The sequence below is a fragment of the Alterluteimonas muca genome, assembly GCF_021191595.1.
Taxonomy (GTDB): Bacteria; Pseudomonadota; Gammaproteobacteria; order Xanthomonadales; family Xanthomonadaceae; genus Luteimonas; species Luteimonas muca.
The window spans coordinates 12,614-33,749 of the sequence record NZ_JAIWPS010000016.1; the positions used below are offsets into that span (position 1 = coordinate 12,614).

Genomic DNA, 21,136 nt, shown 5'->3' on the forward strand with positions numbered 1-21,136 from the left:
GCGCCGCGATGGATTTCAACAACTACTCCCCCGCGCTGGTCCTGCTGATCGTGGTGTCGCTGGCGCTGGCGCCGTTCGTCGCGGTGATGGTGACTTCGTTCACCAAGATCGTGGTGGTGCTGAGCCTGCTGCGCAACGCACTCGGGCTGCAGCAGGTGCCGCCGAACGTGGTCATCAACGGGCTGGCGATCGTGCTGTCGATCTACGTGATGTACCCGGTGATCCTCGACACCAACGCGGCGATCAGCGCGCGCCTGGCCGGGCAACCGATGCCGGCGGCGGTGCAGGCGGACATCGACGCGCGCGCCGAGGCCGAACGCGCACGCCGTGCCGCACGCCAGCCCGGCGCCGCGACCGCGCAGCCGGGAGCGCAGCCTGCGCCCACGACCGGCGAACCGATGGCCGCAAGCCCCGCTGCCGCAGACGCCCTGCAGGCGGAAACCGATGCCCGCAGCGCAGGCGCAGCTCCGCAGGCCGCACCGACGCCCGAGCGCGGCGCGCTGTTCGGCAGCGTGACCGGCGACATCATCGGCGCGCCCGACCCGAACATGGCCGGCGTGCCCACCGACGGCGCATGGGTCAGCGCCACGCCGCCGCCCGCGCCCGCACCGCTGGTGCCGGAAGGCAGCGACCTGTCACGCATTCTTGGCATGGTCGAGGCGGGCAAGGAACCGCTGCGTACCTTCCTGATCCGCCATTCCAACGACGCCGAGCGCGCGTTCTTCCTGCGCAGTGCACAGCGCCTGCTGCCGCCCGAGCGGCGCGGCGACGTCAGCGTCGACCACTTCCTGGTGGTGATCCCGGCATTCACCGTGAGCGAGCTCACCGCCGCGTTCCAGATCGGCTTCCTGATCTTCCTGCCGTTCCTGGTGATCGACCTGGTGGTGGCCAACATCCTGCTGGCGCTGGGCATGATGATGATGTCGCCCACCACGGTGTCGCTGCCGTTCAAGCTGCTGCTGTTCGTGCTGGTCGACGGCTGGGCCAAGCTGGTGCACGGCCTGGTCCTGACCTACGCCGGATGAGGACGCAGCCATGAACGAGGCGCTGGAACTCACCCGCCAGGCCCTGGTGCTGGTGCTGGTGCTGTCGGGGCCGCCGATCGCCGCGGCGGCGATCGTCGGCCTGGTGGTGGCGTTCCTGCAGGCGGCCACCCAGCTGCAGGAGCAGACCTTCGCCTACGCGCTGAAGTTCGTCGCCATCGTGCTGGCGCTGTTCGTCACCGGCGCGCTGATCGGTGGTTCGCTGTTCGCCTACGCCGACTACATCTTCTCCGCATTCCCGGGCCTGTCGAGGCGCGGATGATGCCGTTCGCAACCCTCGGCGACGCGATGCTCGCGCTGGGGCTGACCCTGCCGCGCATCATCGGGGCGTTCGTGATGCTGCCGCTGATCACGCAATCGAACATGCCGCCGATGGTGCGCAACAGCTTCCTGGTGAGCCTTGCGATCGTGGCGCTGCCGGTGGCGATGACCGCCTCGCCCGGCGCGGTCGCGGCCACGCTGCAGTGGCCGATGATGGTGTTGAAGGAACTGTTCGTCGGCGTTGCGATCGGCTTCTGCTTCGGCATCGTGTTCTGGGCGATCTCGGCCGCAGGCAGCGTGATCGACAGCCAGGTCGGCATGTCGATGGCGCAGATCTTCGATCCGATCCAGGGCCACCAGACCACCCTGCACGGCGAGTTCCTGTCGGAGTTCGCGGCCTGGGTGTTCATGGCCAGCGGCGCGTTCCTGATCTTCCTCGACCTGCTGATGTCGAGCTACGCGATCTGGCCGCCGACTTCGTTCTTCCCGAATCTTGCGGCGACCGGCGTCAACCTGTTCGTCGGCCACTTCAGCTTCTTCATGACCACGGTGCTGGTCCTGGCGGCACCGGCGATCGTGATCCTGCTGGTGATCGACATGTCGTTCGGCCTGGTCAACCGCTACGCGCCGCAGTTGAACGTGTTCGCGCTCACGCTGCCGATCAAGGCATGGCTGGCCACCGGCATCATCCTGATGATGCTTGGGGTGTTCATCGAGGTGCTGGTTGGCCGGCTGGGCGACAGCCGGGCGCTGGTGGAAGTGCTCAACCGGATCTTTGCCTAGGCCGGGCGCCCCGCGACGTCACGATCAAACTGAAACACGCAACAGTTGATTGGTCGGTTTGGCGCGAATCCGGTGCCGCCGCAAGTCGGCGCCCGGTACCGCCTTGGCGCGACGGCACCGGGCCCGCGCTGGACGCAACGCGGAAGACGAACGCAAAGCCAGCGCAGGCGGCCGCCAACGGGCGCGTGCCTACCCGCTTTCCGTTCCGATCGCGAAATCACCTGCAGGCGCCTGCCGGGTGTTTCGCCGACCAGGGCGATATCGGGCGCCGACTCGGCGGAATACCCGGCAGGCGCCCACACGCGTCTCCTGCTTCGACCCGGATGCGCTGCGCTTATCGCTGGCCCGCCTTCCCTTCCAATCGCGAAAATCATCTGCAGGCTTTTGCTTCGGCTTCAGCCCCGCGACCGACGGCTCAGCCGTGCCCGTCGCGGCGCACGGTCTCGGCCCAGTGCAGCACTTCGGCCACCGCCTCGAAGAACTCGTTGCCGATGTAATCGTCGAGCTCCGCCTTCTCGTGCAGGCCACGCGCCAGCGGCACGTTCTGCAGGATCGGCACGCCGGCCTCCTCGGCCACGCGCTTGATCTCCTCCGCGAACGCGCCCTCGCCCTTGGCGACGACGACCGGCAGGTCGGTCACGCCGTGTTCGTACTGCAGGGCGACGGCGATGTGGGTGGGGTTGGTCACGACGACATTCGCACTGCGCACGGCCCCCAGCATGTTCTGCTGCGCCCACTCCTGGTGCAACTGCCGGCGCCGCTGCTTGACGTAGGGATCGCCCTCGTTCTCCTTGACCTCCTGCTTGATGTCGCGCCGGCTCATCCTGAGCTTCTTGATGTAGGAGAACTTCTGGTACCAGACATCGAGCGCGGAGACGAAGAAGAACACCGCGATCGTCCAGATCAGGATCCATTTGATCGCATGCCAGATCGCCGCGCCGATCGCCTGCGGCGGGCTGTAGGGCAGGCGCAGCAGCTCCGGCAGCATGCGCGTCAGCACCAGGTAGCCGATGCCCAGCAGCGCCGCGCTCTTGAGCACCGATTTGACCAGCTCGACCAGGTTGTCCATCGAGAACATCTTCTTGATGCCCTCGACCGGGTTCATCTTGTCCATCTTGGGAACAAGCTTCTTCATCGAGGCCACCGGCCCGGCCTGCAGGAACTCGATCAGCAACCCCAGCACGAACGCCATGCCGAACAGCGGCAGCAGGATCCACAGCAGCGTGTCGACCGCCAGCATCGCCATCCGCGGCAGGTTGTCGGCGAACGGCTGGCCCACCGCCTGCAGGCTCTGGTCGAACAGCAGCACCACGCGACCGCCGATGAAATCCAGCAGCATCCAGGCCGCGCACAGCCAGCCCATCACCAGCACGGTGGAGGTGAGCTCCTTGCTCTTGGCGACGTTGCCTTCCTTGCGGGCGTCGCGCAGCTTCTTCGGAGTCGGCTGTTCGGTCTTGTCGGCGCCCTGGTCCTTGTCGGCCATTGCGTGCTCCTGCCCGGTCGCCGCGCAGGCTAGCATGCGTCCGCGCACGCGCATCGCATGCCGCCGGGCTGAACCGCGCCCCCGCCGCGGCCGTCGACCTAGGGTCGACCCGGGGTGACAGTGCGAAGACCGTCTCGTTACATTCTGGCCGTCGCCATGCGTCCCGCACCGGCGACCATCCCCACACCGCAGAGGTCATCCGTCGCACCATGAGCAGCATCGGTTCCGATCCGCACCTGGGCCTTGCCGGCCTCGACCGGCTTGCCGGGCAGGTCGCGTTCGACGATCTGCGCCAGCAGCCCGGCCACGCCGCGCCGCTGGACCATGTAGCGGGCCTGGAGCCGGCAACCGCGCCCGGCCCGCAGGTCGATGATGGCGAACGCATGCTTGCCGCACCGGCTTGGGCGGGTATCGACCAGGGCGCACGCATGCTCGCCGGTGACGGCGCGTTCGAGCACGCACTGTCCGCGAGCCCGCTCTCCGAGGCCGCCGACCAGGCCACCGGCGCGATCCTCGCCGCACTGGGCTGACCGATCCCGGACAGGCGCGTGTAGCCTGTCGCCGAACTTCCCGGTCGAATCCCGATGTCCGATGCACTGCCCGTTCCGCCGCCGGCGGCGCTGCGCGCTGCCGCCGACCGCCTGGTGTCGGCGCTGGCCGCACATGCCGATCCCGAGTACCGCCTGACGGTGCTCAAGCGCCTGGCCCGGCGCCTGGGCGAGGACCAGTACCCCGTGTTCCTGCGCCTTCTGGGCGTGGTCGCGGAAAGTGATGACGTGCGTGCCAAGCGCCTGCTGGCCGACACCCTGGCCACCGCCCTGCGGCGGATGGACCTGCCCGGTGGTGCGCTGAGTTCCTGGGGCGCCACCCGCCTGCCGGACACCGTGACCCCGTTCGCCGCCAGCGCGCTGACCGGGCAGTTCTTCGGCGCCACCCCGCGGCGGCTGCTGGGGCCGGTGGAATACCTCACCGTCTGGCACCTGCAGCGCACCCAGCGCACGCCGCTGGGGGCGCAGGTGTTCCGTGACGCGCTGGCCGGATTGATCGACCTGCTCAACCACAGCGACGATGCGCGCACGCTGTATCCGCAGAAGCTCGCCGCGGATGCCGAAAACGAGCTGGAAGGCGCCTACACCCGCGCCACCCGTGAACGGCTCGCCGCCGTCGCCGCGGCCTGGAAGGCGGGGGAGCCGCCGGAAGCTGTCGCCCAGGCCGCGCTCGACGCGGTACCCGAGCAGGCCCCGGGCAGCTGGGTCGTGCGCGACCTCTGACCCGGGTCCGCCGCATCCCGGCTCACCGGCCGATCCGCACCGGACCCACGTCGCATCTCCGCCACCGCGCCGTCGGAACCCGGCCACGCCCGGCGCCGAAAGGCTTGCCGGGCCCCTGCCGCGCGGCCACCATGGCCGCCGCGCCCGCATGCGGGCCGGGCACGGAGGGGGAACCGATGCGCATCCAGACACTGCTGCTGGCCGCGATCTGTGGCATCGCCGGACTGACCGGATGCCGTGGCGACCGCGATGGCGGCGACACCGCGACGGCCGGTGCCCAGCGCCCGGTCGACGCGGTGCTGCTGCCGGCCCGGCACCTGCGCGACGACGACCTCGTCGCCTTCGTGCGCGACAGCGTGCCGGCACCGCTGCACGCGCAGCTGCAGCAGGCGTGGAGCGAAGGCCGCAGCCGCTGGCCACTCGAGGAGCTGCCGCTGCACGGGCAGCTGCCGCGCATGATCGCCGCCCTGTCGGCGCCCGACGCCGAAGCCACGCTGCTGGCCGCGTTCGACAGGCAGTTCACCGGCGCCGACGGCGAGCTGCGCAAGGCGATCGAAACACTGGCGGCGTTCGGCGTGCAATACGTGACCAACAACCCCGATCTGGACGACATTCAGCGTGATCGCGAGATCCAGCGGCTGGTCGCGCTGTCGCGCTGGGCGGTGCAGGCACCGCTGACCGATCGCGAGCGCGCACGGGCGGCTTTGGCAACGCTGTGCGCGGCCGCGCGCGCCACCGGCCTGGATTCCGATGCGGCCATGGGAGAGGCCGGCATGGACGAGAGCCTGCGCCGGCTGTCGGGCTTCCTGGCTGCCGTGCGCACGGTGCTGGCCGGTTACGGGCTGGACCTCGACGCCAGCCTGGCAGCGCTGGACGTGACGCTGGAACGGCAGACAGGCGACCACGCGCAGCTGCGGGTGCGCTACCCGCTGGCTGGCGAGGCCATCGACGTGCGGGTGGAGATCGAGCGCCACGGCCGGCAGTGGTATCGCAGCGATCGGCTGCGCCGCGCCACGGCCGCTGCAGGCCGCGATGGCGCGTCCGCCGTCCCGCGCTGAGGCGCAGCACCCGGCTGGGCGATAATCTGCGCACATGTCACGCCATTCCCCCGACCAGAACCCGCTGCCGTTCCCCGACACCGGGAGCCATGCGGAGCCCCGCGCCGACGACCATGCCGCCAACCCGGCCGCCGGCCTGCACGCGGATCCCGACGCGGCGCTGGCCGCACCGCGCCTGCCGCGTCGCGACCCGCGGCGGCCACTGTGGGCGCGGCTGCTCGGCCGTACCCTGGCGCCGTGGATCGCGCTGAAGATCGAACCGCAGGCGCCCGCCGGCCTGGTCGACGACCGCCCGGTCTGCTACGTGCTCGAGGACTACGGGCTCTCCAACGCGCTGATCCTCGATCGCGCCTGCCGCGAAGCCGGGATGCCGTCGCCACTGCAGCCGCTGCCGGGTGACCCGGTCGGCCGCAAGCGTGCGTACGTGGCGCTGTCGCGGCGCAATGCCGCCGGCACGCTGAACGCACTGGCCAAGGGCAAGCGCCCGCCGAAGCCGAGCACCCACTCCGAGACCCTGGCACGGCTGCTGGAAGCCCATCGCGCCGACCCGTCGCTCGACGTGCAGTTGCTGCCGGTGTCGATCTTCGTCGGCCGCAGCCCGGACAAGGCCAGCGGCTGGTTCTCGGTGCTGTTCTCGGAGAACTGGGCGCTGGTCGGCCGCTTCCGGCGCCTGCTGGCGATCCTGCTCAACGGCCGCGACACCCTGGTGCGCTTTGCAAGCCCGGTGGAAGTGCGCGGCATCATCGCCGAGGACCTCAGCCCCGAGCGCACGGTGCGCAAGGTCTCGCGCGTGCTGCGGGTGCACTTCAACCGCATCCGCGAAGCCGTCGTCGGCCCCGACCTCTCAACCCGCCGCCTGCTGGTGGACAAGGTGCTGTCCGCCGCGACCGTGCAGGAAGCCATCGCCGACCAGGCGCGGCGCGACAACTCCAGCAACGAGGACGCGTGGAAGAAGGCGTACATGTATGCCTACGAGATCGCCGCGGACTATTCGCACCCGGTGGTGCGCTCGGCGAGCTTCCTGCTGACCTCGGTGTGGAACCGCATCTACCGTGGCGTGCTGGTGCATCACCTCGATACGCTGAAGGCGGCGGCACCCGGGCACGAGATCGTCTACGTGCCCAGCCACCGCAGCCACATGGACTACCTGCTGCTGAGCTACCTGCTCTACAACAAGGGCATCGTGCCGCCGCACATCGTCGCCGGCATCAACCTCAACCTGCCGGTGGTGGGCACCATCCTGCGCAAGGGCGGCGCGTTCTACATCCGCCGCTCGATCCGCGGCAACGCGCTGTATTCGGCGGTGCTGTCGGAATACGTCGCACAGCTGGTGGCGGGCGGCTACTCGATCGAATACTTCATCGAGGGTGGGCGTTCGCGCACCGGGCGGCTGCTCCAGCCCAAGGGCGGCATGGTGTCGATGACGGTGCGCGCCTACCTGCGCCAGCCGACGCGTCCGGTGCTGTTCCAGCCGGTCTACATCGGCTACGAGAAGCTGATGGAGGGCACCAGCTACCTCGACGAGCTGACCGGCAAGCCCAAGCAGAAGGAATCGATCTGGCAGCTGCTGTGGGGCATCCCGAAGGTGCTGCGGCAGAACTACGGCCAGGTGGTGGTGAACTTCGGCGAGGCGATCCCGCTGCAGCGGCTGCTGGCCGAGCACGCCAGCGACTGGGACGGCCGCCCGCTGTCCGACGACGAACGCCCGGAATGGCTGTCGCGGATGGTCGATGCCACCGCCGAGCGCATCCAGGTGCACATCAACCGCGCCGCCGACGTCAACCCGATCAACTTCCTCGCGCTGGCGCTGTTGTCCACGCCCAAGCATGCGATGAGCGAATCCGACCTGCTGGCACAGATCGCGCTGTCGAAGACCACGCTCACCGACGTGCCCTACAGCGACCTGGTCACGGTGACGCCGCACACGCCGGCGGAAATCGTCGCGCATGGCGAGGAGATCGGCGTGCTGCAGCGCATCTCGCACCCGCTGGGCGACGTGCTGCGGGTCGACGACGAGACCGCGGTGCTGCTGTCGTACTTCCGCAACAACGTGGTGCACCTGTTCACCGCATCCGGCTGGATCGCCTCGTGCTTCCACAACAACCGGCGCATGAGCGGCAACACGCTGCTGCGGCTGGGCCGTTCGCTGTACCCGTTCCTGCAGGCCGAGCTGTTCCTGCCCTGGGACGCCGACGGTTTCGTGGAGCGCCTCGAGCTCACCATCCAGGTGTTCGTGCGCGAGGGGCTGCTCGAACGCGTCGGCGAGGACGAGGGCGGCATCTACCAGCGCAACTCCGGGCAGACCGACGAGGTGTTCCGGCTGCGCGCACTCGGCCATCCGCTGCAGCAGGCGTTCGAGCGCTACTACATCGCGATCTCGGTGCTGGCCAAGAACGGCCCCGGCACCCTGGGCGCGGCGGAACTGGAGAACCTCTGCCAGCAGGCCGCGCAGCGGCTGAGCCTGCTGTACGCACCGGCGGCGCCGGAGTTCTTCGACCGCTCACTGTTCCGCGGCTTCATCCAGAAGCTGCGCGAGCTGGACCTGGTGAAGCTCGACCAGAACAGCAAGCTGGTGTTCGACCAGCGCCTGGACGTGTGGGCGCGCGACGCCAAGGTCATCCTCGGCCGCGAGCTGCGGCATACGATCGAGAAGATCAGCCCGGCGGCGGTGCGGCCGGACAGTGATCCCTCCGTCCCTGCCTGAAGCCGCCACCGCATCGCGGACGCGATCCATCTGCCGGCCACGCACCGGCAGATGGAAGGGCTAAGCAGCTCAGTCCGCTTCGCTGATCGTCACCGTGTACTCGCCGGCGGTGCCGAGGTGGCCGATGTAGATGCCGTACTCGCCGGGACGGAAGGTGTCGCGGACGCGGGCGTCGAGCATGCCGCCGCCATCGTCATCACACAGCACCTTGCCCGGGCCGGTGATCACCAGCGAGGAATCGGTGGTGCTGTCGACGCGGATGTCGAGCGACACCGTCGAGGTGACCGTCAGCGTGTGGTCCGGCGTGGTGTCGATGACGCCGCTGCAGTGCGCGCCGTAGTGCGTGGCCTGCACGCTGCCGCCGGTCTGGCCGCTGGCGGTCTGCGGATCGGGCATGAAGCCGGCGCCGAGGACGAAGTCGCCGTAACGGCCCTTGTCGGCACCACGACCGGCACCGCCGACGAGTTCGGAAAGCTCCAGCCGGTAGCGGCCCTGGCGCTCGTAGTGGCCGACGAACACCTGGTAATCGCCCGGGTCGAGACGCGCATCGACGCGCGCGTCGAGCAGGTCGCCGCCATCGTCATCGCAGAACACGCCTGACGGACCGATCACCGCCAGCGTGGAATCGGTGTCGCTGGTCACGGTGAGGCGCAGGTTGACCGGACTGGTGACGCGGATGCGGTGGTCGGGCCTGGCGCCGATGCTGCCGGTGCAGCCATTGCCGAAGCGCGCGGCGTTGCCGTCGCCCCCGGTCACGCCCGAGCCGACCTGCGGGTCGGGGGTGAAACCGGCCCCGAGCGTGAAGTCCTGCGCCAGCGCGGGCGTGGCGGCGAACGCCAAGGCGAGCGCGAGGCCCGCGCGCACGCCGCGCGGCCCGATCATTGGATATGACATGCGGATCCCCCATGGCACCTGCCGGCGGACGATCCGGGGCATGCATGCCGGCGCGGATCATAGGTCCGCGCGCCACTTGCGGTAAACGCGTCAGGCCGGCTCGTCGGGGATCAGCGCCGATTCCATCCGGGCGATGCAGTCCTTGAGTCGCAGCTTGCGCTTCTTCATCCGCTTCACCGCCAGTTCGTCCATGGCGATATCGGCCTGCAGGCGCGCGATCGCAACGTCCAGGTCGCGGTGTTCCTGCCGCAACATGGCCAGGCGGCCGGGCAGATCGGGATCCAGCGGCTCCATGCGCGGAGCATACATCCGCCCGCGGACGGCCGGAAACGGCCCGCTCCGGCATCGTGACAACGTCCGATCGGACCAGCGCGTGCACCGCGTCCACGTGCGGACGCACACGACATGTGGTGAACGTCGGCACATCGACGCTGCATCGATCCAACACGGATGCGCCCGACGCTGCCGGTACACTAGCGATCCGATGAGCACCGTCCTGCCCCTGCCCGAACCGGTCCTGCGCCGCCGCGAACGCGATCCACGTGCGCAACGCCATGAAACCAACAGGCTTGCCAAGCGCCTGCGCCACCAGGTCGGCCGTGCGATCGCCGACTTCGCGATGATCGAGGACGGCGACCGGGTGATGGTGTGCCTGTCGGGCGGCAAGGACAGCTACACCCTGCTCGACATCCTGCTGCAGCTGCAGAAGAAGGCGCCGGTGTCGTTCTCGCTCACCGCGGTCAACCTCGACCAGAAGCAGCCCGGCTTCCCGGAGCACGTGCTACCGGAATACCTGCGTTCGATCGGCGTGGACTTCCACATCATCGAGCAGGACACCTATTCGGTGGTGTCGCGCGTGGTGCCGGAGGGCAAGACGATGTGCTCCTTGTGCTCGCGGCTGCGCCGTGGCGCGCTGTACACCTACGCGGCCGAGCACGGCTACACGAAGATCGCGCTCGGCCACCACCGCGACGACATGGTGGCCACGTTCTTCCTCAACATGTTCTTCCACGCAAAGCTCAGCGGCATGCCGCCGAAGCTGCTGTCGGACGACGGCCACCACGTCGTGATCCGCCCATTGGCCTATGTGCGCGAGGACGACATCGCCGCCTATGCGCAGGCAAAGGAGTTCCCGATCATCCCCTGCAACCTGTGCGGCTCGCAGGAGAACCTGCAGCGCAAGCAGGTGCAGAAGATGATGCGCGAGTGGGAACGCGAGTTCCCCGGCCGCATCGAAACCATCGCCCGGGCGCTGGGCGACATCCGCCCGTCGCAGCTGGCCGACCCGTCGCTGTTCGACTTCCTCTCACTCGGACGCGCAGGACGCGCCGCGCCGACCGATGCCCGCGCATGGCTGGCCGACCCCGGGCGCATGGACGACGCCGACGACGGCGCCTGACCCGGGTGGCCGTCCACCACACCCGTCCGCGGCCGTGTCCGCGGTAACCCGATCCGCTGCCGCCCGGCGCGCGCAAAACCGCCCTCCCTTCCTTCCGGTAATGCCTCCCGATGTTCTTTCGCAATATCACTCTGTTCCGTTTTCCGGTCTCGCTCGACATCGGCACGCTCGACGCCGGACTGGTCGAGGCCGCGCTGCGCCCGGTCGGGCCGCTTGAACTGTCCACCCGCGGGTTCGTGCCGCCGTTCGGCCGTGACGCCGAAGCACTCTCGCATCGCCGCGACGATGCGCTGTGGCTGACCGTCGGCGGCGAGGACCGGCTGCTGCCCGGCGCCGTGGTCAACGACATGCTCGCGCAGAAGATCGAGGAGATCGAAGCGCGCGAAGGCCGCAAGCCCGGCGGCCGCCGCCGCAAGCAGCTCAAGGACGACCTCGTCCATGAACTGCTGCCGCGCGCGTTCGTGAAGCCGTCGCGTACCGATGCACTGGTCGACCTCAAGCTCGGCGTGTGCGCGGTGGACACCTCCAGCCGCAAGACCGGCGAGAACGTGGTCTCGGAGATCCGCCGCGCGCTCGGCAGCTTTCCGGCACTGCCGCTCAATGCCGAGATCGCGCCGCGTTCGGTGCTGACCGGCTGGATCGCGGGCGAGGCGCTGCCCGACGGGCTGTCGCTGGGCGAGGAATGCGAGCTCAAGGATCCGGCCGACAATGGCGCGATCGTGAAGTGCCAGCGCCAGGACCTGAGCTCCGACGAGATCGCCCGCCATCTCGAATCCGGCAAGCAGGTGACGAAGCTTGCGCTGGTGCTCGACGACCATGTCTCGTTCGTGCTCGGCGACGACCTGGTGGTGCGCAAGTTCAAGTTGCTCGATGGTGCCGTCGACCAGCTCGAGCACACCGAGGCCGACGACATCGCCGCGGAACTGGACGCGCGCTTCGCGCTGATGAGCGGAGAATTCCGCCGCCTGTTCGCCGTGCTCGAGCCCGCGCTGAAGTTCAGCCGCGCCGAGGCCTGACGACCAACGCCGACGGCGCCCACGGGCGCCGCCTGCCGGAAGAACCCATGTCCCCGTCCCTGCGCCGTCTGCTCGGACCCCGCCTCGCGCGCACGCCGGTGCAGCGCGACACGATCCCGCTCGCCTGCGACGACGGCCGGGTGATCGAGGTGCTGCGCGTGCGTGATCCGCGCGCCAAGCGCATGCGCCTGTCGGTGGCCGAACGCGGTGCGCGCCTGACCCTGCCGCCTGCCGCGAGTGATCTCGCCGGCGAACGCTTCCTCCATGAGCACCGCGCCTGGCTGGTGGCGCAGCTCGACGCCCAGCGCGGCGATGGCATCGAACCGCTGGTGGCGCATGCCAGCACCCACCTGCCGTTGCGCGGCACGATGCAGGCGCTGGCCTGGTGCGAAAGCCGCTATGCACGCATCGACGCCGACGGCGACGTGCTGCGCTTCAGCGTGCCGGCGCGCGCCACCGCGGCCACGCTGCGCCGTGCGCTGCGCGACTTCTACGAGACCGAGGCGCGTGCCGATGTCGGCCGCTGGCTGCCACGCTACCTGCCCGGCCTGCCGTCGGTGCCGGCGCGCATCCGCATCCGTCCGATGTCGTCGCAGTGGGGCTCCCTCGCGTCCAACGGCGTGCTCGCGCTCGACCTCGCGCTGGTGCTCGGCCGGCCGCAGGCGTTCGAGTACGTGCTGGTGCACGAGCTCTGCCACCTGATCCACGCCGACCATTCCAAGGCGTTCTGGCGCGAGGTCGAAGCGCGCTTCCCGGCATGGCGCGAGGAGCGCGACTATTTCCACGCCGAGGGCCGCCGGCTCAAGACCGCGCTGCACCTGCTGCTGGCCGGCTGAGGCCGACAAAGGCGTTCTCGGAGGCAGGTGCTTCCGGACTCCGCCATGCGTCGAAGCTGCAGCGTTGCGATCTGCCTGTGCCTGGCCGCCGCCGGCTGCCAGCGTGGCCTCGACGGCGCCGGACCGGCACCCGTACCGGTCGCGGCGTCGCTGGCCGCCCCGGCACCGCAACCGCTGACGCTGCCCGAGGATTTCCCCACCGACCTCTACCTGCCGCCGGGCTACGAGCTGCGCAGCATGATGGATGTCGATGGCACCCGCGTGGTCGGCATGCAGCTCGATGGCGACATGGCGACGCTGTTCGCCGATGCCCGCGCGGGCATGCAGGCCCTGGGCTGGCGGCAGACGCTGGCGCTGCAACGCGCCCCGGACGGCGCGATGCTGTCGTTCGAGAAGGGCCCGCGTGCGGCGGTGCTGTGGCTGCGCCCGGTGCCGCCGGACACGGTGCAGCTGCGACTGCAGCTGCGCGAGGACATGCGGGTGGCGACGCGGTAGGCCTGCCGCAGTAACCGGCCAGGTCAGTGCGGATGCGTGGGAGCAAAAAGCCGCGTGGGGCGCCTGCCGGTATTCCGCCGGGTCGGCGTCCGATAGCCCTGGTCGGCGAAACACCCGGTAGGCCCCCGGGGAAGGACGTCGCAAGCGGGACAGAGGGCAGCCCCGATGGCCCGGCCGCCGTATCCAGCCCCCGGACGCTATCACTCGTGGAAGAACCGCCCGATCGCTTCGGCTACCGCCTGCGGGGTTTCCATGTGCAGGTGATGGCCGCCCGGCAGCACGATGAGGTCGCCCTGCGGCAAGAGACGCGCGCGGCGGCTGCGGTCGGGCTCGGGCAGATAGGGCTGCGGCGGATCGGCGTAGATCACCCGGGTGGGGCATTCGATGCCGGCGACGAGATCGTCCACCTGCGCATCGGTCATGCGCACCATCGTCGGCACCGTAAGGCGCGGGTCGCTGCTCCAGGTGTGGCCGCCCTCGACATCGGCCAGCCCGCGCTCGACCAGCAGCCGCGCGACCGGCTCCGACAGCGCATTGGCATGCATGCGTGCACGCACCGCGGGCTGTGGATCGACGAACACGCGCAGCGCCTTGCCGCGCAGCGCGCGCGTCGCCGACACCGACTCGCGCAGGCGCGCGGTGGTGCGTTCGGCCGTCTCCGGCAATGCGCCGAGTGCCTCGATCGCCACCAGCCGCTCCACCCGCTGCGGGCATGCCGCTGCCACCAGGCTGGCGATGCCCGCCCCCATCGAATGGCCGAGCAGGGCGAAGCGCTCCCAGCGCAGCGCATCGGCGATGTCGAGCACGTTGTGCAGTGCCCCAGGGAAGGTGTATTCAACGCCCGGCGGCAGGTGGTCGCTGCGTCCGTGACCGGGCAGGTCGACGCCGACCAGGTCGATGTCGCCCAGGTACGGCGCCAGCGGCACGAAGCTCGCCGCGTTGTCGAGCCAGCCGTGCAGGGCCAGCACCTTCGGGCCGTTGCCGCCATTGCGCAGGCCGCGGATGCAACCGGCCGCGATCTGCAGTTCGAATTCCCGCATGGTCAGCGCGCGTCCATCGTCCAGCCGTCGAGCTCGCGCGCCACCAGCGCGGCAAGCGCATCGGCATGGCCCGGATCGGCATTGAGGCAGGGGATATAGCGCAACGTCTCGCCGCCATGTTCGCGGAACAGCTCGGCGTTCTGCAGCGCGATCTCCTCCAGCGTTTCCAGGCAGTCGACGGCGAAGCCCGGGCACACCACATCGATGTGCTTGACCCCGCTGTCGCCCAGCGCGCGCATCGTGGCGTCGGTATAGGGCTGCAGCCACTTCTCGCGGCCGAAACGCGACTGGAACGTCAGCATGATGCCGTCGTCGGCAAGCCCCAGCGCACGTGCGATGGCGACGGTGCTGGCGCGGCACTGCAACTCGTAGGGATCGCCCGCATCCACCACCCGCTGCGGGATGCCGTGGAAGGAGAACAGCAGCTTCTCGCCGCGCGGCTGCACCTGCCAGGCCGCGCGGATCGAAGCCGCGACCGCTTCCACCCAGCCCGGGTCGAGGTGGTAGTCCTGCACGACGTGCACCGGCAACGCGGCACGTCGTGCAACGTCGTCGACGGAAGCCGTGGTGGTGGTCGAGTACTGCGGATACAGCGGCAACACCAGCACCCGGCGCGCGCCCTCGTCCTTGAGCCGTTCGAGTTCTCGTGCCAGCGACGGGGTGCCGTAACGCATCGCATGCCCCACCCGGATGCCGGGCAGGCGCTCGGCGACGCGTTCGGCAAGGCCGCGCGTATGGACCAGCAGCGGCGAGCCGCCTTCCATCCAGATGTCGGCATACAACGCGGCGACGCGCTTGCAGCGCAAGGGCAGCACCGCACCGCGCAGGATCGGCTGCCACAGCAGCGGCGGCAGCGACACCACCCGGCGGTCCGAAAGGAACTCGAGCAGGTAGCGGCGCACCGCATCGGGCGTCGGCGCTTCCGGCGTGCCGAGATTGACCAGCAGGACCGCGTCGTGGGCGCGGGAAGACGGTGGCGTCGTGGCGGACGCGGAGCTTGGCTGCGACATGCGCATAGGATGACAGCTTCATCCACGGCGGACGTTCCAGCGGCGGATCGCAGCGGTCGCTCGGGACAGCGATTGAAGGGCCATACCGCGGACGTTGCATCGGCCGCTCCGGCGGAGCCCGGGAATCCTCAGACCCGATTCATTTCTGCGATCCTACCTTCACGTGTCGCGGAACCCCGGTTCCGCCCGCCAACGCACCCGGAGCTTCCCGATGACCCAGTCCCGCCGTCCCGTCCGCCTGCTGCTTGCCGCCACCCTCGCGCTGTCGCTGGCGGCCACGGCCGCCCATGCCGGCCAGCGCGAGGACGAGCGCGCGCTCAACGCGGTGCGCGTGTTGACCGAAGTGCAGGCGATCCCGGAAAACGCGATTCCCGACAAGCTGCTCGACGAGGCCCGCGCGATCGTCGTGGTGCCCGACACCATCAAGGCCGGGCTGGTGATCGGCGGCCGCCGCGGCCATGGCGTGATGGCGGTGAAGTCCCCCGACGGCACCTGGTCGCAACCGGCTTTCGTCACCCTGACCGGCGGCAGCATCGGCTTCCAGGCCGGCGTGCAGTCCGCCGACGTGGTGCTGGTGTTCCGCAACGACCGCAGCCTCGACAGCATCGTCAACGGCAAGATCACCCTGGGCGCCGATGCCGGCGTTGCCGCCGGGCCGATGGGCCGCAACGCCGCCACCGCCACCGACGGCCAGCTCAAGGCCGAGATCTGGTCGTGGTCGCGCGCGCGCGGGCTGTTCGCCGGTGTGGCGCTGGATGGCGCCGTGCTCAGCATCGACGACCAGGCCAACCAGGCCGTCTACGGCGGCGGCACCACGCCGCGGATGATCTTCGAGAACCGCACCCCCAACCGCGCCGCGGGCCCGGTGGTGGACTTCCGCGACCGCCTCGAGGAAGCCACGGCCATCGCCCGCGCCAATCGCGGCACCGAAGGTGCGGGCCAGGTCGCCTCGCAGCGCGCGCCCGCGCCGGCGCCCGTGCAGGACGCCGCGACGCAGGCACAGCCGCAACCGTTGAATCCAGCCCGCACGGAACCCGCGCCGTCCGCATTCGAGCCGGTCGGCGAGAGCGAGATCCGCGCCGAACCGCTCGACGGCACCTGGTAGCCGCGCGGCTGAACGCGGCCACCCACAACCGGCAATGCAGCCATGCGATGGCTGCGCTATCCTGCAGCCCAATACGTATCAGGCAGGCGCGTCATGGGTAGTTTCAGCATCTGGCACTGGATCATCGTCGCCCTCGTCGTGCTGCTGGTGTTCGGCACCAAGAAGCTGCGCGGCGCCGGGCGGGATCTCGGCGAAGCCATCAAGGGCTTCAAGCAGGGCATGAGCGACGACGACACGCCGTCGGCCCGCATCGAACAGCGTCGCACGGAGACCGTCGCCGACGGCGACCGCAAGCGCGACCGGGACGACGCCGCACGCTGACCGCGCGCGTCGCGCCGCCCCATGTTCGACCTCAGCTTCGCCGAAATCCTGGTGATCGCCGTCATCGCCCTGGTGGTACTGGGGCCCGAGCGGCTGCCGCGCGCCGCGCGTTTCACCGGCCTGTGGGTGCGCCGTGCGCGCGGCCAGTGGCAGTCGGTGCGTTCCGAGTTCGAGCGCGAGCTGGCCGCCGAGGAGCTCAAGCGCAACCTCGACCAGGCACGCAGCGCGATGCGCGACGCCGACCGCGACATGCGCGGCGCCGAAGCCGCGGTGCGCCGCGAAGCGCAGGAGCTGCGCGACGGCCTGACCCCGGGCACGACCACGCACGTCGCGGCGCCCCCCGACGCCGGCACCGCATCGACGGCACCCGACGTGGCATCGCCCACGGTCGCGACGGCCGTGGACAGCGCCAGCGGCACCGTGGCCGAGCCGTCCACTCACCCCAGCGAAGCGACCGGATCCGATGGCCAACGACGCTGAGTCCTCGGCCGACGCCAGCCTGCTCGATCACCTGATCGAGCTGCGCTCGCGGCTGCTGCGCGCGATCGCCGGCCTGATGCTGGTGTTCGTCTGCCTGCTGCCGTTCGCCAACCGGCTGTATGCCTGGCTGGCGCAGCCGCTGCTCGACAAGCTGCCGGAAGGCGCGACCCTGATCGCGGTGGAAGTCGCATCACCGTTCTTCGCGCCGTTGAAACTCGCGTTCTTCGTCGCCCTGATCACCACCATGCCGTGGCTGCTGTACCAGCTGTGGGCCTTCGTCGCGCCCGGGCTGTACCGACGCGAGAAGCGCCTGGCGATGCCGCTGCTGGCCTCCGCACTGCTGCTGTTCTATGCCGGCTGCGCGTTCGCGTTCTTCCTGGTGCTGCCGGTGGTGTTCGGCTTCCTCACCGCGGTCACCCCCGACGGGGTGGCGATGATGACCGACATCCACGCCTACCTGAATTTCGTGCTGGTGATCTTCCTCGCCTTCGGCCTCAGCTTCGAGCTGCCGGTGGCGATGGTGATCCTGGTGCTGATGGGCTGGGTCACGCCCAACCAGCTGCGCGAGTCCCGCGGCTACGCCATCGTCGGCGTGTTCGTGATCGCCGCCGTGGTCACCCCGCCGGACGTGGTCTCGCAGCTGATGCTGGCGATCCCGATGTGCCTGCTCTACGAGGCAGGGCTGATCGCCGCGCGCATGCTGGTGCCGGCCGACGGGCGCGCCGCCGAGGAATCGTGACCGCCGCGCGGCCACCGATGCCCGCGCCGATACCCGCCACTGCCGTTCCTGCGCACCCGGCGCCGCTGCTGCATCGCTGGGCCGCATGGTCGCTGGATGCGTCGCTGGTGGCGGCGGTTTCACTGGCGCTGGTCGCCACGCCGCTGGCTGCGCGCGTAGGCGTGCTGGACACGGCGCTCGCGGCCCTGCTCGACGCGATGCTGCAGCCGATGCTCGCCGCGCTGCCCGGCCTGCCGACGCCGGCACAGCTGCTGGCGGATGACGCCATCCGCGTCGCCGTCAGCCAGCTCGCCTCGGCGCTTGGCAGCGTGCTGCTGCTACCGCTTGCCGCGTTTGTGCCGCTGTTCTGGCTCTACGCCAGCGCCTTCGAATGCCGGCATGCAGCGACGCCCGGCAAGCGCGCACTGCGATTGCGGGTGGTCGATGCGCAGCGCGTCGGTCCGGTGCGTTGCCGCCGCCACGCACTGCGGCAGGCCGCCGGCCTGCTGTCGTGGCTGAGCCTCAACCTCGGCCACCTGATGGCGGTGCTGCCGCCGCGCCACCAGGCGATGCATGACCGCATTGCCGGGCTGCGCGTGGTGACAGGGACGGATGCGGCGCTGCCGCGCTGGGCACAGGCCTGGCTGTGGCTGCAGGCGGCGCTCGTCTGCGCCGCACTGGCCATATTGATCGTCGCGCTGCAGGCGCGGGTCGATGCGGCGCTGGTCCGCGCGCTGGGTTGACGCACGGCGGCACTGCGGCCGCCGCATGCAATCAGAGTTCGATGCCGGAACTCGCGGTGCTGCGGTCGATGGCGCCACCGGCACCCGGCGCCAGCATCTGCGACCAGGCCGTGTAGATCGAGCCGATCACCACCGGCATCAGCACCGCCATCAGCGCGATCTGCCCGATCAGTGCGCCGACCAGCACGCCGCCGACCAGCCCGAACAGGGCGCCGACGACCTGCGCGGCCACGCTCATCAGCACCGCCACCACGAGCGTCAGCAGGATGAACACCAGCATCGCCGGCAGGTTGCGCAGGCAGGCGCGGAAGCTGCGCGCCATCGCCGCGAACGCGGGGCGGCCCTCGAGCATGATCTGCGGCGAGGCCACGAAGGTGTAGAAGTACACCGCGATCACCAGCGCGATCACCAGCAGCATCCACAGCAGCAGGCGCCCGGCCGGCAGGCCGGCGAATACCTCGGGGTCGGGATTGGCCTGGCCCTGCGCGGCTTCCATCGCCGCCGCCAGTGTCTGCAGCTGGTCAACGCCGACCATCAGCACCAGCAGCAGCACCGCGGCGACGCCGAACGCGATCTGCGGCACCAGCTGTGCCATCAGCGGCAGCGTGCGGCCGTTGCGGAAACCTTCCAGCAGGTGCGCGGGCGACGCGGCGCCATCGCGGTCGACCTGGTGCATGGCGAACACGAACCCGCCCAGCAGCACTGGCGTGAGCAGCATGATCAGCGCCTGCAGGCCCAGGAACATGCCGGGCGCGGCCTCCGCCAGCAGCAGCGGCAGCCCGGTCACCAGCCCGAGCACGGCGCCGGTTGCCAGCAGCCCGGCCGGCGCCTTGCGCAGAAGCCCGAAGCCACCCAGCAGCCATTCCGCGCCGGCCCCTGCGGACACCTTGCGCACGTCACTCATCGCCTGTTGCTCCCTATCGTCCGCCTGGCACCGTGCCGGCACGACCGCGCACAGTGTACGCGTGGCGCACGAACCGACGCAGCACTTCGCGCGCATGCGGCGCGGCCGAGACCGACTGCGCCAGCGCAACCGGATCGGTGCCTTCCGCGCACAGTGCGTCGGCACGCGCGCGGATGTAGCCGCGCATGTGCATGGCGGAGAATTCCGGATGGAACTGCACGCCCCAGGCCTGGTCGCCGAAGCGGAAGGCGTAGTTCGGGTCGTGCGCAGCGGTGGCCAGGCACTGCGCACCCTCGGGCAGGCGACGCACGCTCTGCAGGTGGGTCGCCTGCGCGGCGAACGGCGACGGCAGGCCGGAGAACAGCGGATCCGTGGCGGCGCCTCCGGTGGTTTTCACCTGCACCGTGCCCATGCCGCGGCCTGCCGGGTTGTCGGTGACCTCGCCGCCCAGCGCATGCGCCAGCAGCTGGTGGCCGTAGCAGATGCCGAACACCGGCACGCCCGAGTCCACTGCGTCCTTCAACCACTGCGCGGCGCGTTCGCTCCACGGTTCGCGGTCGCTGACCATCGCGCCGGAGCCGGTGACGATCACGCCGATGCGATCGGCAGGATTGGGCAGGGTGGCACCGGATTGCGCATCCACGGTGTCCACCGCACTGGCACGCAGGCCGGCGGCCACGCGGATCCAGTGGTCGAAGCCGCCGTGGCGGCGCATGGACGCGATCGGACGTCCGGTCTCGAGGATCAGGAAGGAGGCGGTCATGTGCGCCGCATGATACTGGCGCCCCATGACGCGATTGCATGGTGTGCGGGGACGCTGCGATCGCGTCTGCGGAACGTAGCCGTCGATGGGCCTCAATAAAGCGCTGTGCATCCGGCGGTGGCATCGGTGGAGGCGAACAGTCGCGTGGTGGTGTCCTGGCGGGTATTTCTCCGGGCCGATACCGCGTTCGTCGGCGACAGACCCGGTTCCTCTCCACCTCCGGTCGTGATGGGGGACAGCCGGACTATCCGGGCGCCCGTGGCCGGCTTCGTTGATGTTGCGCGCTGCCCGTCGCGTGCACCGCGGGGTGTGCTCCCCCGGGCCGGAGTCCGCGTCCCGCTACCCCGGCCGGCCGCCGGCCATCCATGGCCGGCTGGGAGCACACCCCGCGGTGCACGCGACGGGCTCCGACGCTCGTCGGCTTCGGTATGGAGGGCAGCAGCGGTGCCGCTGATGATGCCGTGGCACGGGCGGCAGCCGGCCCAGCGGCCGGTTCCGGTTGTAACCGCCCATGCTCGTGCCGCCAACAACTGCGGATGGAGATGGACGACACCTCAGCCGAAGTCGTCGGTTGACGATCCCGCAGATGCAGCCGGTGCACTGCCGCCTACCCGACCCCGATGGCGACCCCAACGGCGCGGAACTGCGCGTGCTCGACCTCAGTGCGGCGGCCTGACGTTCTTCGACGTTCTTCGACGTTCTTCGAGGTTCTTCGCTGTTGCTCTTCGTCCCGACGCGACGACAGGTCGGGCCCGCCGCGGACGCAGGGGGATGTCCAGAGCCGGCCATGGATGGCCGGCGGCCGGATG

The 21,136-nt window shown here is 70.1% G+C and carries 23 protein-coding genes; 16 read left to right on the top strand and 7 right to left on the bottom strand.

Annotated elements, in window-relative coordinates; all coding sequences use genetic code 11:
• The first annotated feature begins 8 nt into the window (after window positions 1-8).
• Genes LDO11_RS15800 through sctT form a run of 3 tightly spaced genes read left to right on the top strand, consistent with a single transcriptional unit; the run spans window position 9 to window position 2,087 of the window.
• Window positions 9-1,025 (top strand): EscR/YscR/HrcR family type III secretion system export apparatus protein, encoded by a 1,017-nt coding sequence (locus LDO11_RS15800; protein WP_305068858.1) that lies wholly within the window; start codon window positions 9-11, stop codon window positions 1,023-1,025.
• Between the two features lie 10 nt (window positions 1,026-1,035).
• A complete protein-coding gene (gene sctS / locus LDO11_RS15060) occupies window positions 1,036-1,305 on the top strand; it encodes a type III secretion system export apparatus subunit SctS (RefSeq protein ID WP_100324081.1) in 270 nt (89 codons plus the stop codon).
• Entirely contained in the window at window positions 1,305-2,087 is a 783-nt protein-coding gene (gene sctT, locus LDO11_RS15065; RefSeq protein WP_166432772.1) for a type III secretion system export apparatus subunit SctT, read from the top strand. Before sctS ends, sctT begins: the two co-directional genes overlap by 1 nt.
• A 415-nt stretch (window positions 2,088-2,502) precedes the next feature.
• On the opposite strand, the gene sctU is transcribed toward sctT, so the two are convergent.
• Window positions 2,503-3,570: a type III secretion system export apparatus subunit SctU gene (gene sctU / locus LDO11_RS15070; protein ID WP_232142266.1), complete on the bottom strand. Its 1,068-nt coding sequence runs from the start codon at window positions 3,568-3,570 to the stop codon at window positions 2,503-2,505.
• Between the two features lie 209 nt (window positions 3,571-3,779).
• Between sctU and LDO11_RS15075 the strand changes: the two genes are divergently transcribed.
• From LDO11_RS15075 to plsB, 4 genes are all read left to right on the top strand, one after another.
• Entirely contained in the window at window positions 3,780-4,100 is a 321-nt protein-coding gene (locus tag LDO11_RS15075; protein ID WP_129137028.1) for a hypothetical protein, read from the top strand.
• Window positions 4,101-4,154: 54 nt separating this feature from the next.
• Window positions 4,155-4,841 carry a hypothetical protein gene (locus tag LDO11_RS15080; protein ID WP_129137029.1) on the top strand — a complete coding sequence of 229 codons (687 nt, stop codon included), beginning with the start codon at window positions 4,155-4,157 and terminating at the stop codon, window positions 4,839-4,841.
• A 176-nt stretch (window positions 4,842-5,017) separates the two neighbouring features.
• Complete coding sequence (locus LDO11_RS15085) at window positions 5,018-5,899, top strand: hypothetical protein (protein ID WP_232142267.1); 882 nt, start codon at window positions 5,018-5,020, stop codon at window positions 5,897-5,899.
• A 34-nt stretch (window positions 5,900-5,933) separates the two neighbouring features.
• Complete coding sequence (gene plsB, locus LDO11_RS15090; RefSeq protein ID WP_232142268.1) at window positions 5,934-8,603, top strand: glycerol-3-phosphate 1-O-acyltransferase PlsB; 2,670 nt, start codon at window positions 5,934-5,936, stop codon at window positions 8,601-8,603.
• Between the two features lie 69 nt (window positions 8,604-8,672).
• On the opposite strand, the gene LDO11_RS15095 is transcribed toward plsB, so the two are convergent.
• Complete coding sequence (locus LDO11_RS15095; RefSeq protein ID WP_232142269.1) at window positions 8,673-9,485, bottom strand: hypothetical protein; 813 nt, start codon at window positions 9,483-9,485, stop codon at window positions 8,673-8,675.
• 102 nt (window positions 9,486-9,587) lie between these two features.
• Window positions 9,588-9,791, bottom strand: coding sequence for a YdcH family protein (locus LDO11_RS15100; protein WP_129137033.1), 204 nt, complete (start codon window positions 9,789-9,791; stop codon window positions 9,588-9,590).
• 190 nt (window positions 9,792-9,981) lie between these two features.
• Between LDO11_RS15100 and ttcA the strand changes: the two genes are divergently transcribed.
• The 4 genes from ttcA to LDO11_RS15120 all read left to right on the top strand — a co-directional run bounded on the left by ttcA (window position 9,982) and on the right by LDO11_RS15120 (window position 13,243).
• Entirely contained in the window at window positions 9,982-10,896 is a 915-nt protein-coding gene (gene ttcA / locus LDO11_RS15105) for a tRNA 2-thiocytidine(32) synthetase TtcA (protein WP_232142270.1), read from the top strand.
• Window positions 10,897-11,006: 110 nt separating this feature from the next.
• Window positions 11,007-11,912, top strand: a complete 906-nt coding sequence (locus LDO11_RS15110; protein WP_232142271.1) for a recombination-associated protein RdgC — start codon at window positions 11,007-11,009, stop codon at window positions 11,910-11,912.
• 47 nt (window positions 11,913-11,959) lie between these two features.
• Entirely contained in the window at window positions 11,960-12,748 is a 789-nt protein-coding gene (locus tag LDO11_RS15115) for a M48 family metallopeptidase (protein ID WP_232142272.1), read from the top strand.
• 45 nt (window positions 12,749-12,793) lie between these two features.
• Window positions 12,794-13,243, top strand: coding sequence for a hypothetical protein (locus LDO11_RS15120; RefSeq protein WP_232142273.1), 450 nt, complete (start codon window positions 12,794-12,796; stop codon window positions 13,241-13,243).
• Window positions 13,244-13,443: 200 nt separating this feature from the next.
• On the opposite strand, the gene LDO11_RS15125 is transcribed toward LDO11_RS15120, so the two are convergent.
• Together LDO11_RS15125 and hemH are read right to left on the bottom strand one after the other, a co-directional pair.
• Window positions 13,444-14,289, bottom strand: coding sequence for an alpha/beta fold hydrolase (locus tag LDO11_RS15125; protein ID WP_232142280.1), 846 nt, complete (start codon window positions 14,287-14,289; stop codon window positions 13,444-13,446).
• Window positions 14,286-15,293: a ferrochelatase gene (gene hemH, locus LDO11_RS15130; protein ID WP_232142274.1), complete on the bottom strand. Its 1,008-nt coding sequence runs from the start codon at window positions 15,291-15,293 to the stop codon at window positions 14,286-14,288. The genes LDO11_RS15125 and hemH overlap by 4 nt, the downstream gene beginning before the upstream one ends.
• Before the next feature lie 211 nt (window positions 15,294-15,504).
• Here hemH and LDO11_RS15135 point away from each other — a divergent pair, with 211 nt between their 5' ends.
• The 5 genes from LDO11_RS15135 to LDO11_RS15155 all read left to right on the top strand — a co-directional run bounded on the left by LDO11_RS15135 (window position 15,505) and on the right by LDO11_RS15155 (window position 18,660).
• Window positions 15,505-16,398 (top strand): lipid-binding SYLF domain-containing protein, encoded by an 894-nt coding sequence (locus LDO11_RS15135; RefSeq protein WP_232142275.1) that lies wholly within the window; start codon window positions 15,505-15,507, stop codon window positions 16,396-16,398.
• Window positions 16,399-16,491: 93 nt separating this feature from the next.
• A complete protein-coding gene (tatA, locus tag LDO11_RS15140; RefSeq protein ID WP_129137041.1) occupies window positions 16,492-16,719 on the top strand; it encodes a Sec-independent protein translocase subunit TatA in 228 nt (75 codons plus the stop codon).
• Between the two features lie 21 nt (window positions 16,720-16,740).
• Complete coding sequence (gene tatB, locus LDO11_RS15145) at window positions 16,741-17,199, top strand: Sec-independent protein translocase protein TatB (protein WP_232142276.1); 459 nt, start codon at window positions 16,741-16,743, stop codon at window positions 17,197-17,199.
• A complete protein-coding gene (gene tatC, locus LDO11_RS15150) occupies window positions 17,183-17,938 on the top strand; it encodes a twin-arginine translocase subunit TatC (protein ID WP_129137043.1) in 756 nt (251 codons plus the stop codon). Before tatB ends, tatC begins: the two co-directional genes overlap by 17 nt.
• Before the next feature lie 17 nt (window positions 17,939-17,955).
• Window positions 17,956-18,660, top strand: coding sequence for an RDD family protein (locus LDO11_RS15155; RefSeq protein ID WP_232142277.1), 705 nt, complete (start codon window positions 17,956-17,958; stop codon window positions 18,658-18,660).
• Between the two features lie 31 nt (window positions 18,661-18,691).
• Here the strand turns inward: LDO11_RS15155 and LDO11_RS15160 are convergent, their stop codons facing one another.
• Both LDO11_RS15160 and LDO11_RS15165 read right to left on the bottom strand, forming a co-directional pair.
• The gene (locus LDO11_RS15160; protein ID WP_232142278.1) at window positions 18,692-19,564 is read right to left on the bottom strand and encodes a BPSS1780 family membrane protein; all 873 of its coding nucleotides are present in this window, start codon (window positions 19,562-19,564) and stop codon (window positions 18,692-18,694) included.
• A 13-nt stretch (window positions 19,565-19,577) separates the two neighbouring features.
• Window positions 19,578-20,327 carry a glutamine amidotransferase gene (locus LDO11_RS15165; protein ID WP_232142279.1) on the bottom strand — a complete coding sequence of 250 codons (750 nt, stop codon included), beginning with the start codon at window positions 20,325-20,327 and terminating at the stop codon, window positions 19,578-19,580.
• Between the last annotated feature and the right edge of the window lie 809 nt (window positions 20,328-21,136).

Coding starts and splice junctions, on each gene's coding strand:
- hemH (WP_232142274.1), bottom strand. CDS start 15,293: ATGTCGCAGCCAAGCTCCGCGTCCGCCACGACGCCACCGTCTTCCCGC.
- sctU (WP_232142266.1), bottom strand. CDS start 3,570: ATGGCCGACAAGGACCAGGGCGCCGACAAGACCGAACAGCCGACTCCG.
- tatC (WP_129137043.1), top strand. CDS start 17,183: ATGGCCAACGACGCTGAGTCCTCGGCCGACGCCAGCCTGCTCGATCAC.
- LDO11_RS15080 (WP_129137029.1), top strand. CDS start 4,155: ATGTCCGATGCACTGCCCGTTCCGCCGCCGGCGGCGCTGCGCGCTGCC.
- tatA (WP_129137041.1), top strand. CDS start 16,492: ATGGGTAGTTTCAGCATCTGGCACTGGATCATCGTCGCCCTCGTCGTG.
- LDO11_RS15160 (WP_232142278.1), bottom strand. CDS start 19,564: ATGAGTGACGTGCGCAAGGTGTCCGCAGGGGCCGGCGCGGAATGGCTG.
- LDO11_RS15095 (WP_232142269.1), bottom strand. CDS start 9,485: ATGATCGGGCCGCGCGGCGTGCGCGCGGGCCTCGCGCTCGCCTTGGCG.
- LDO11_RS15115 (WP_232142272.1), top strand. CDS start 11,960: ATGTCCCCGTCCCTGCGCCGTCTGCTCGGACCCCGCCTCGCGCGCACG.
- tatB (WP_232142276.1), top strand. CDS start 16,741: ATGTTCGACCTCAGCTTCGCCGAAATCCTGGTGATCGCCGTCATCGCC.
- sctT (WP_166432772.1), top strand. CDS start 1,305: ATGCCGTTCGCAACCCTCGGCGACGCGATGCTCGCGCTGGGGCTGACC.
- LDO11_RS15075 (WP_129137028.1), top strand. CDS start 3,780: ATGAGCAGCATCGGTTCCGATCCGCACCTGGGCCTTGCCGGCCTCGAC.
- LDO11_RS15135 (WP_232142275.1), top strand. CDS start 15,505: ATGACCCAGTCCCGCCGTCCCGTCCGCCTGCTGCTTGCCGCCACCCTC.
- LDO11_RS15100 (WP_129137033.1), bottom strand. CDS start 9,791: ATGGAGCCGCTGGATCCCGATCTGCCCGGCCGCCTGGCCATGTTGCGG.
- ttcA (WP_232142270.1), top strand. CDS start 9,982: ATGAGCACCGTCCTGCCCCTGCCCGAACCGGTCCTGCGCCGCCGCGAA.
- sctS (WP_100324081.1), top strand. CDS start 1,036: ATGAACGAGGCGCTGGAACTCACCCGCCAGGCCCTGGTGCTGGTGCTG.
- LDO11_RS15085 (WP_232142267.1), top strand. CDS start 5,018: ATGCGCATCCAGACACTGCTGCTGGCCGCGATCTGTGGCATCGCCGGA.
- LDO11_RS15120 (WP_232142273.1), top strand. CDS start 12,794: ATGCGTCGAAGCTGCAGCGTTGCGATCTGCCTGTGCCTGGCCGCCGCC.
- plsB (WP_232142268.1), top strand. CDS start 5,934: ATGTCACGCCATTCCCCCGACCAGAACCCGCTGCCGTTCCCCGACACC.
- LDO11_RS15110 (WP_232142271.1), top strand. CDS start 11,007: ATGTTCTTTCGCAATATCACTCTGTTCCGTTTTCCGGTCTCGCTCGAC.
- LDO11_RS15165 (WP_232142279.1), bottom strand. CDS start 20,327: ATGACCGCCTCCTTCCTGATCCTCGAGACCGGACGTCCGATCGCGTCC.
- LDO11_RS15155 (WP_232142277.1), top strand. CDS start 17,956: ATGCCCGCGCCGATACCCGCCACTGCCGTTCCTGCGCACCCGGCGCCG.
- LDO11_RS15800 (WP_305068858.1), top strand. CDS start 9: ATGGATTTCAACAACTACTCCCCCGCGCTGGTCCTGCTGATCGTGGTG.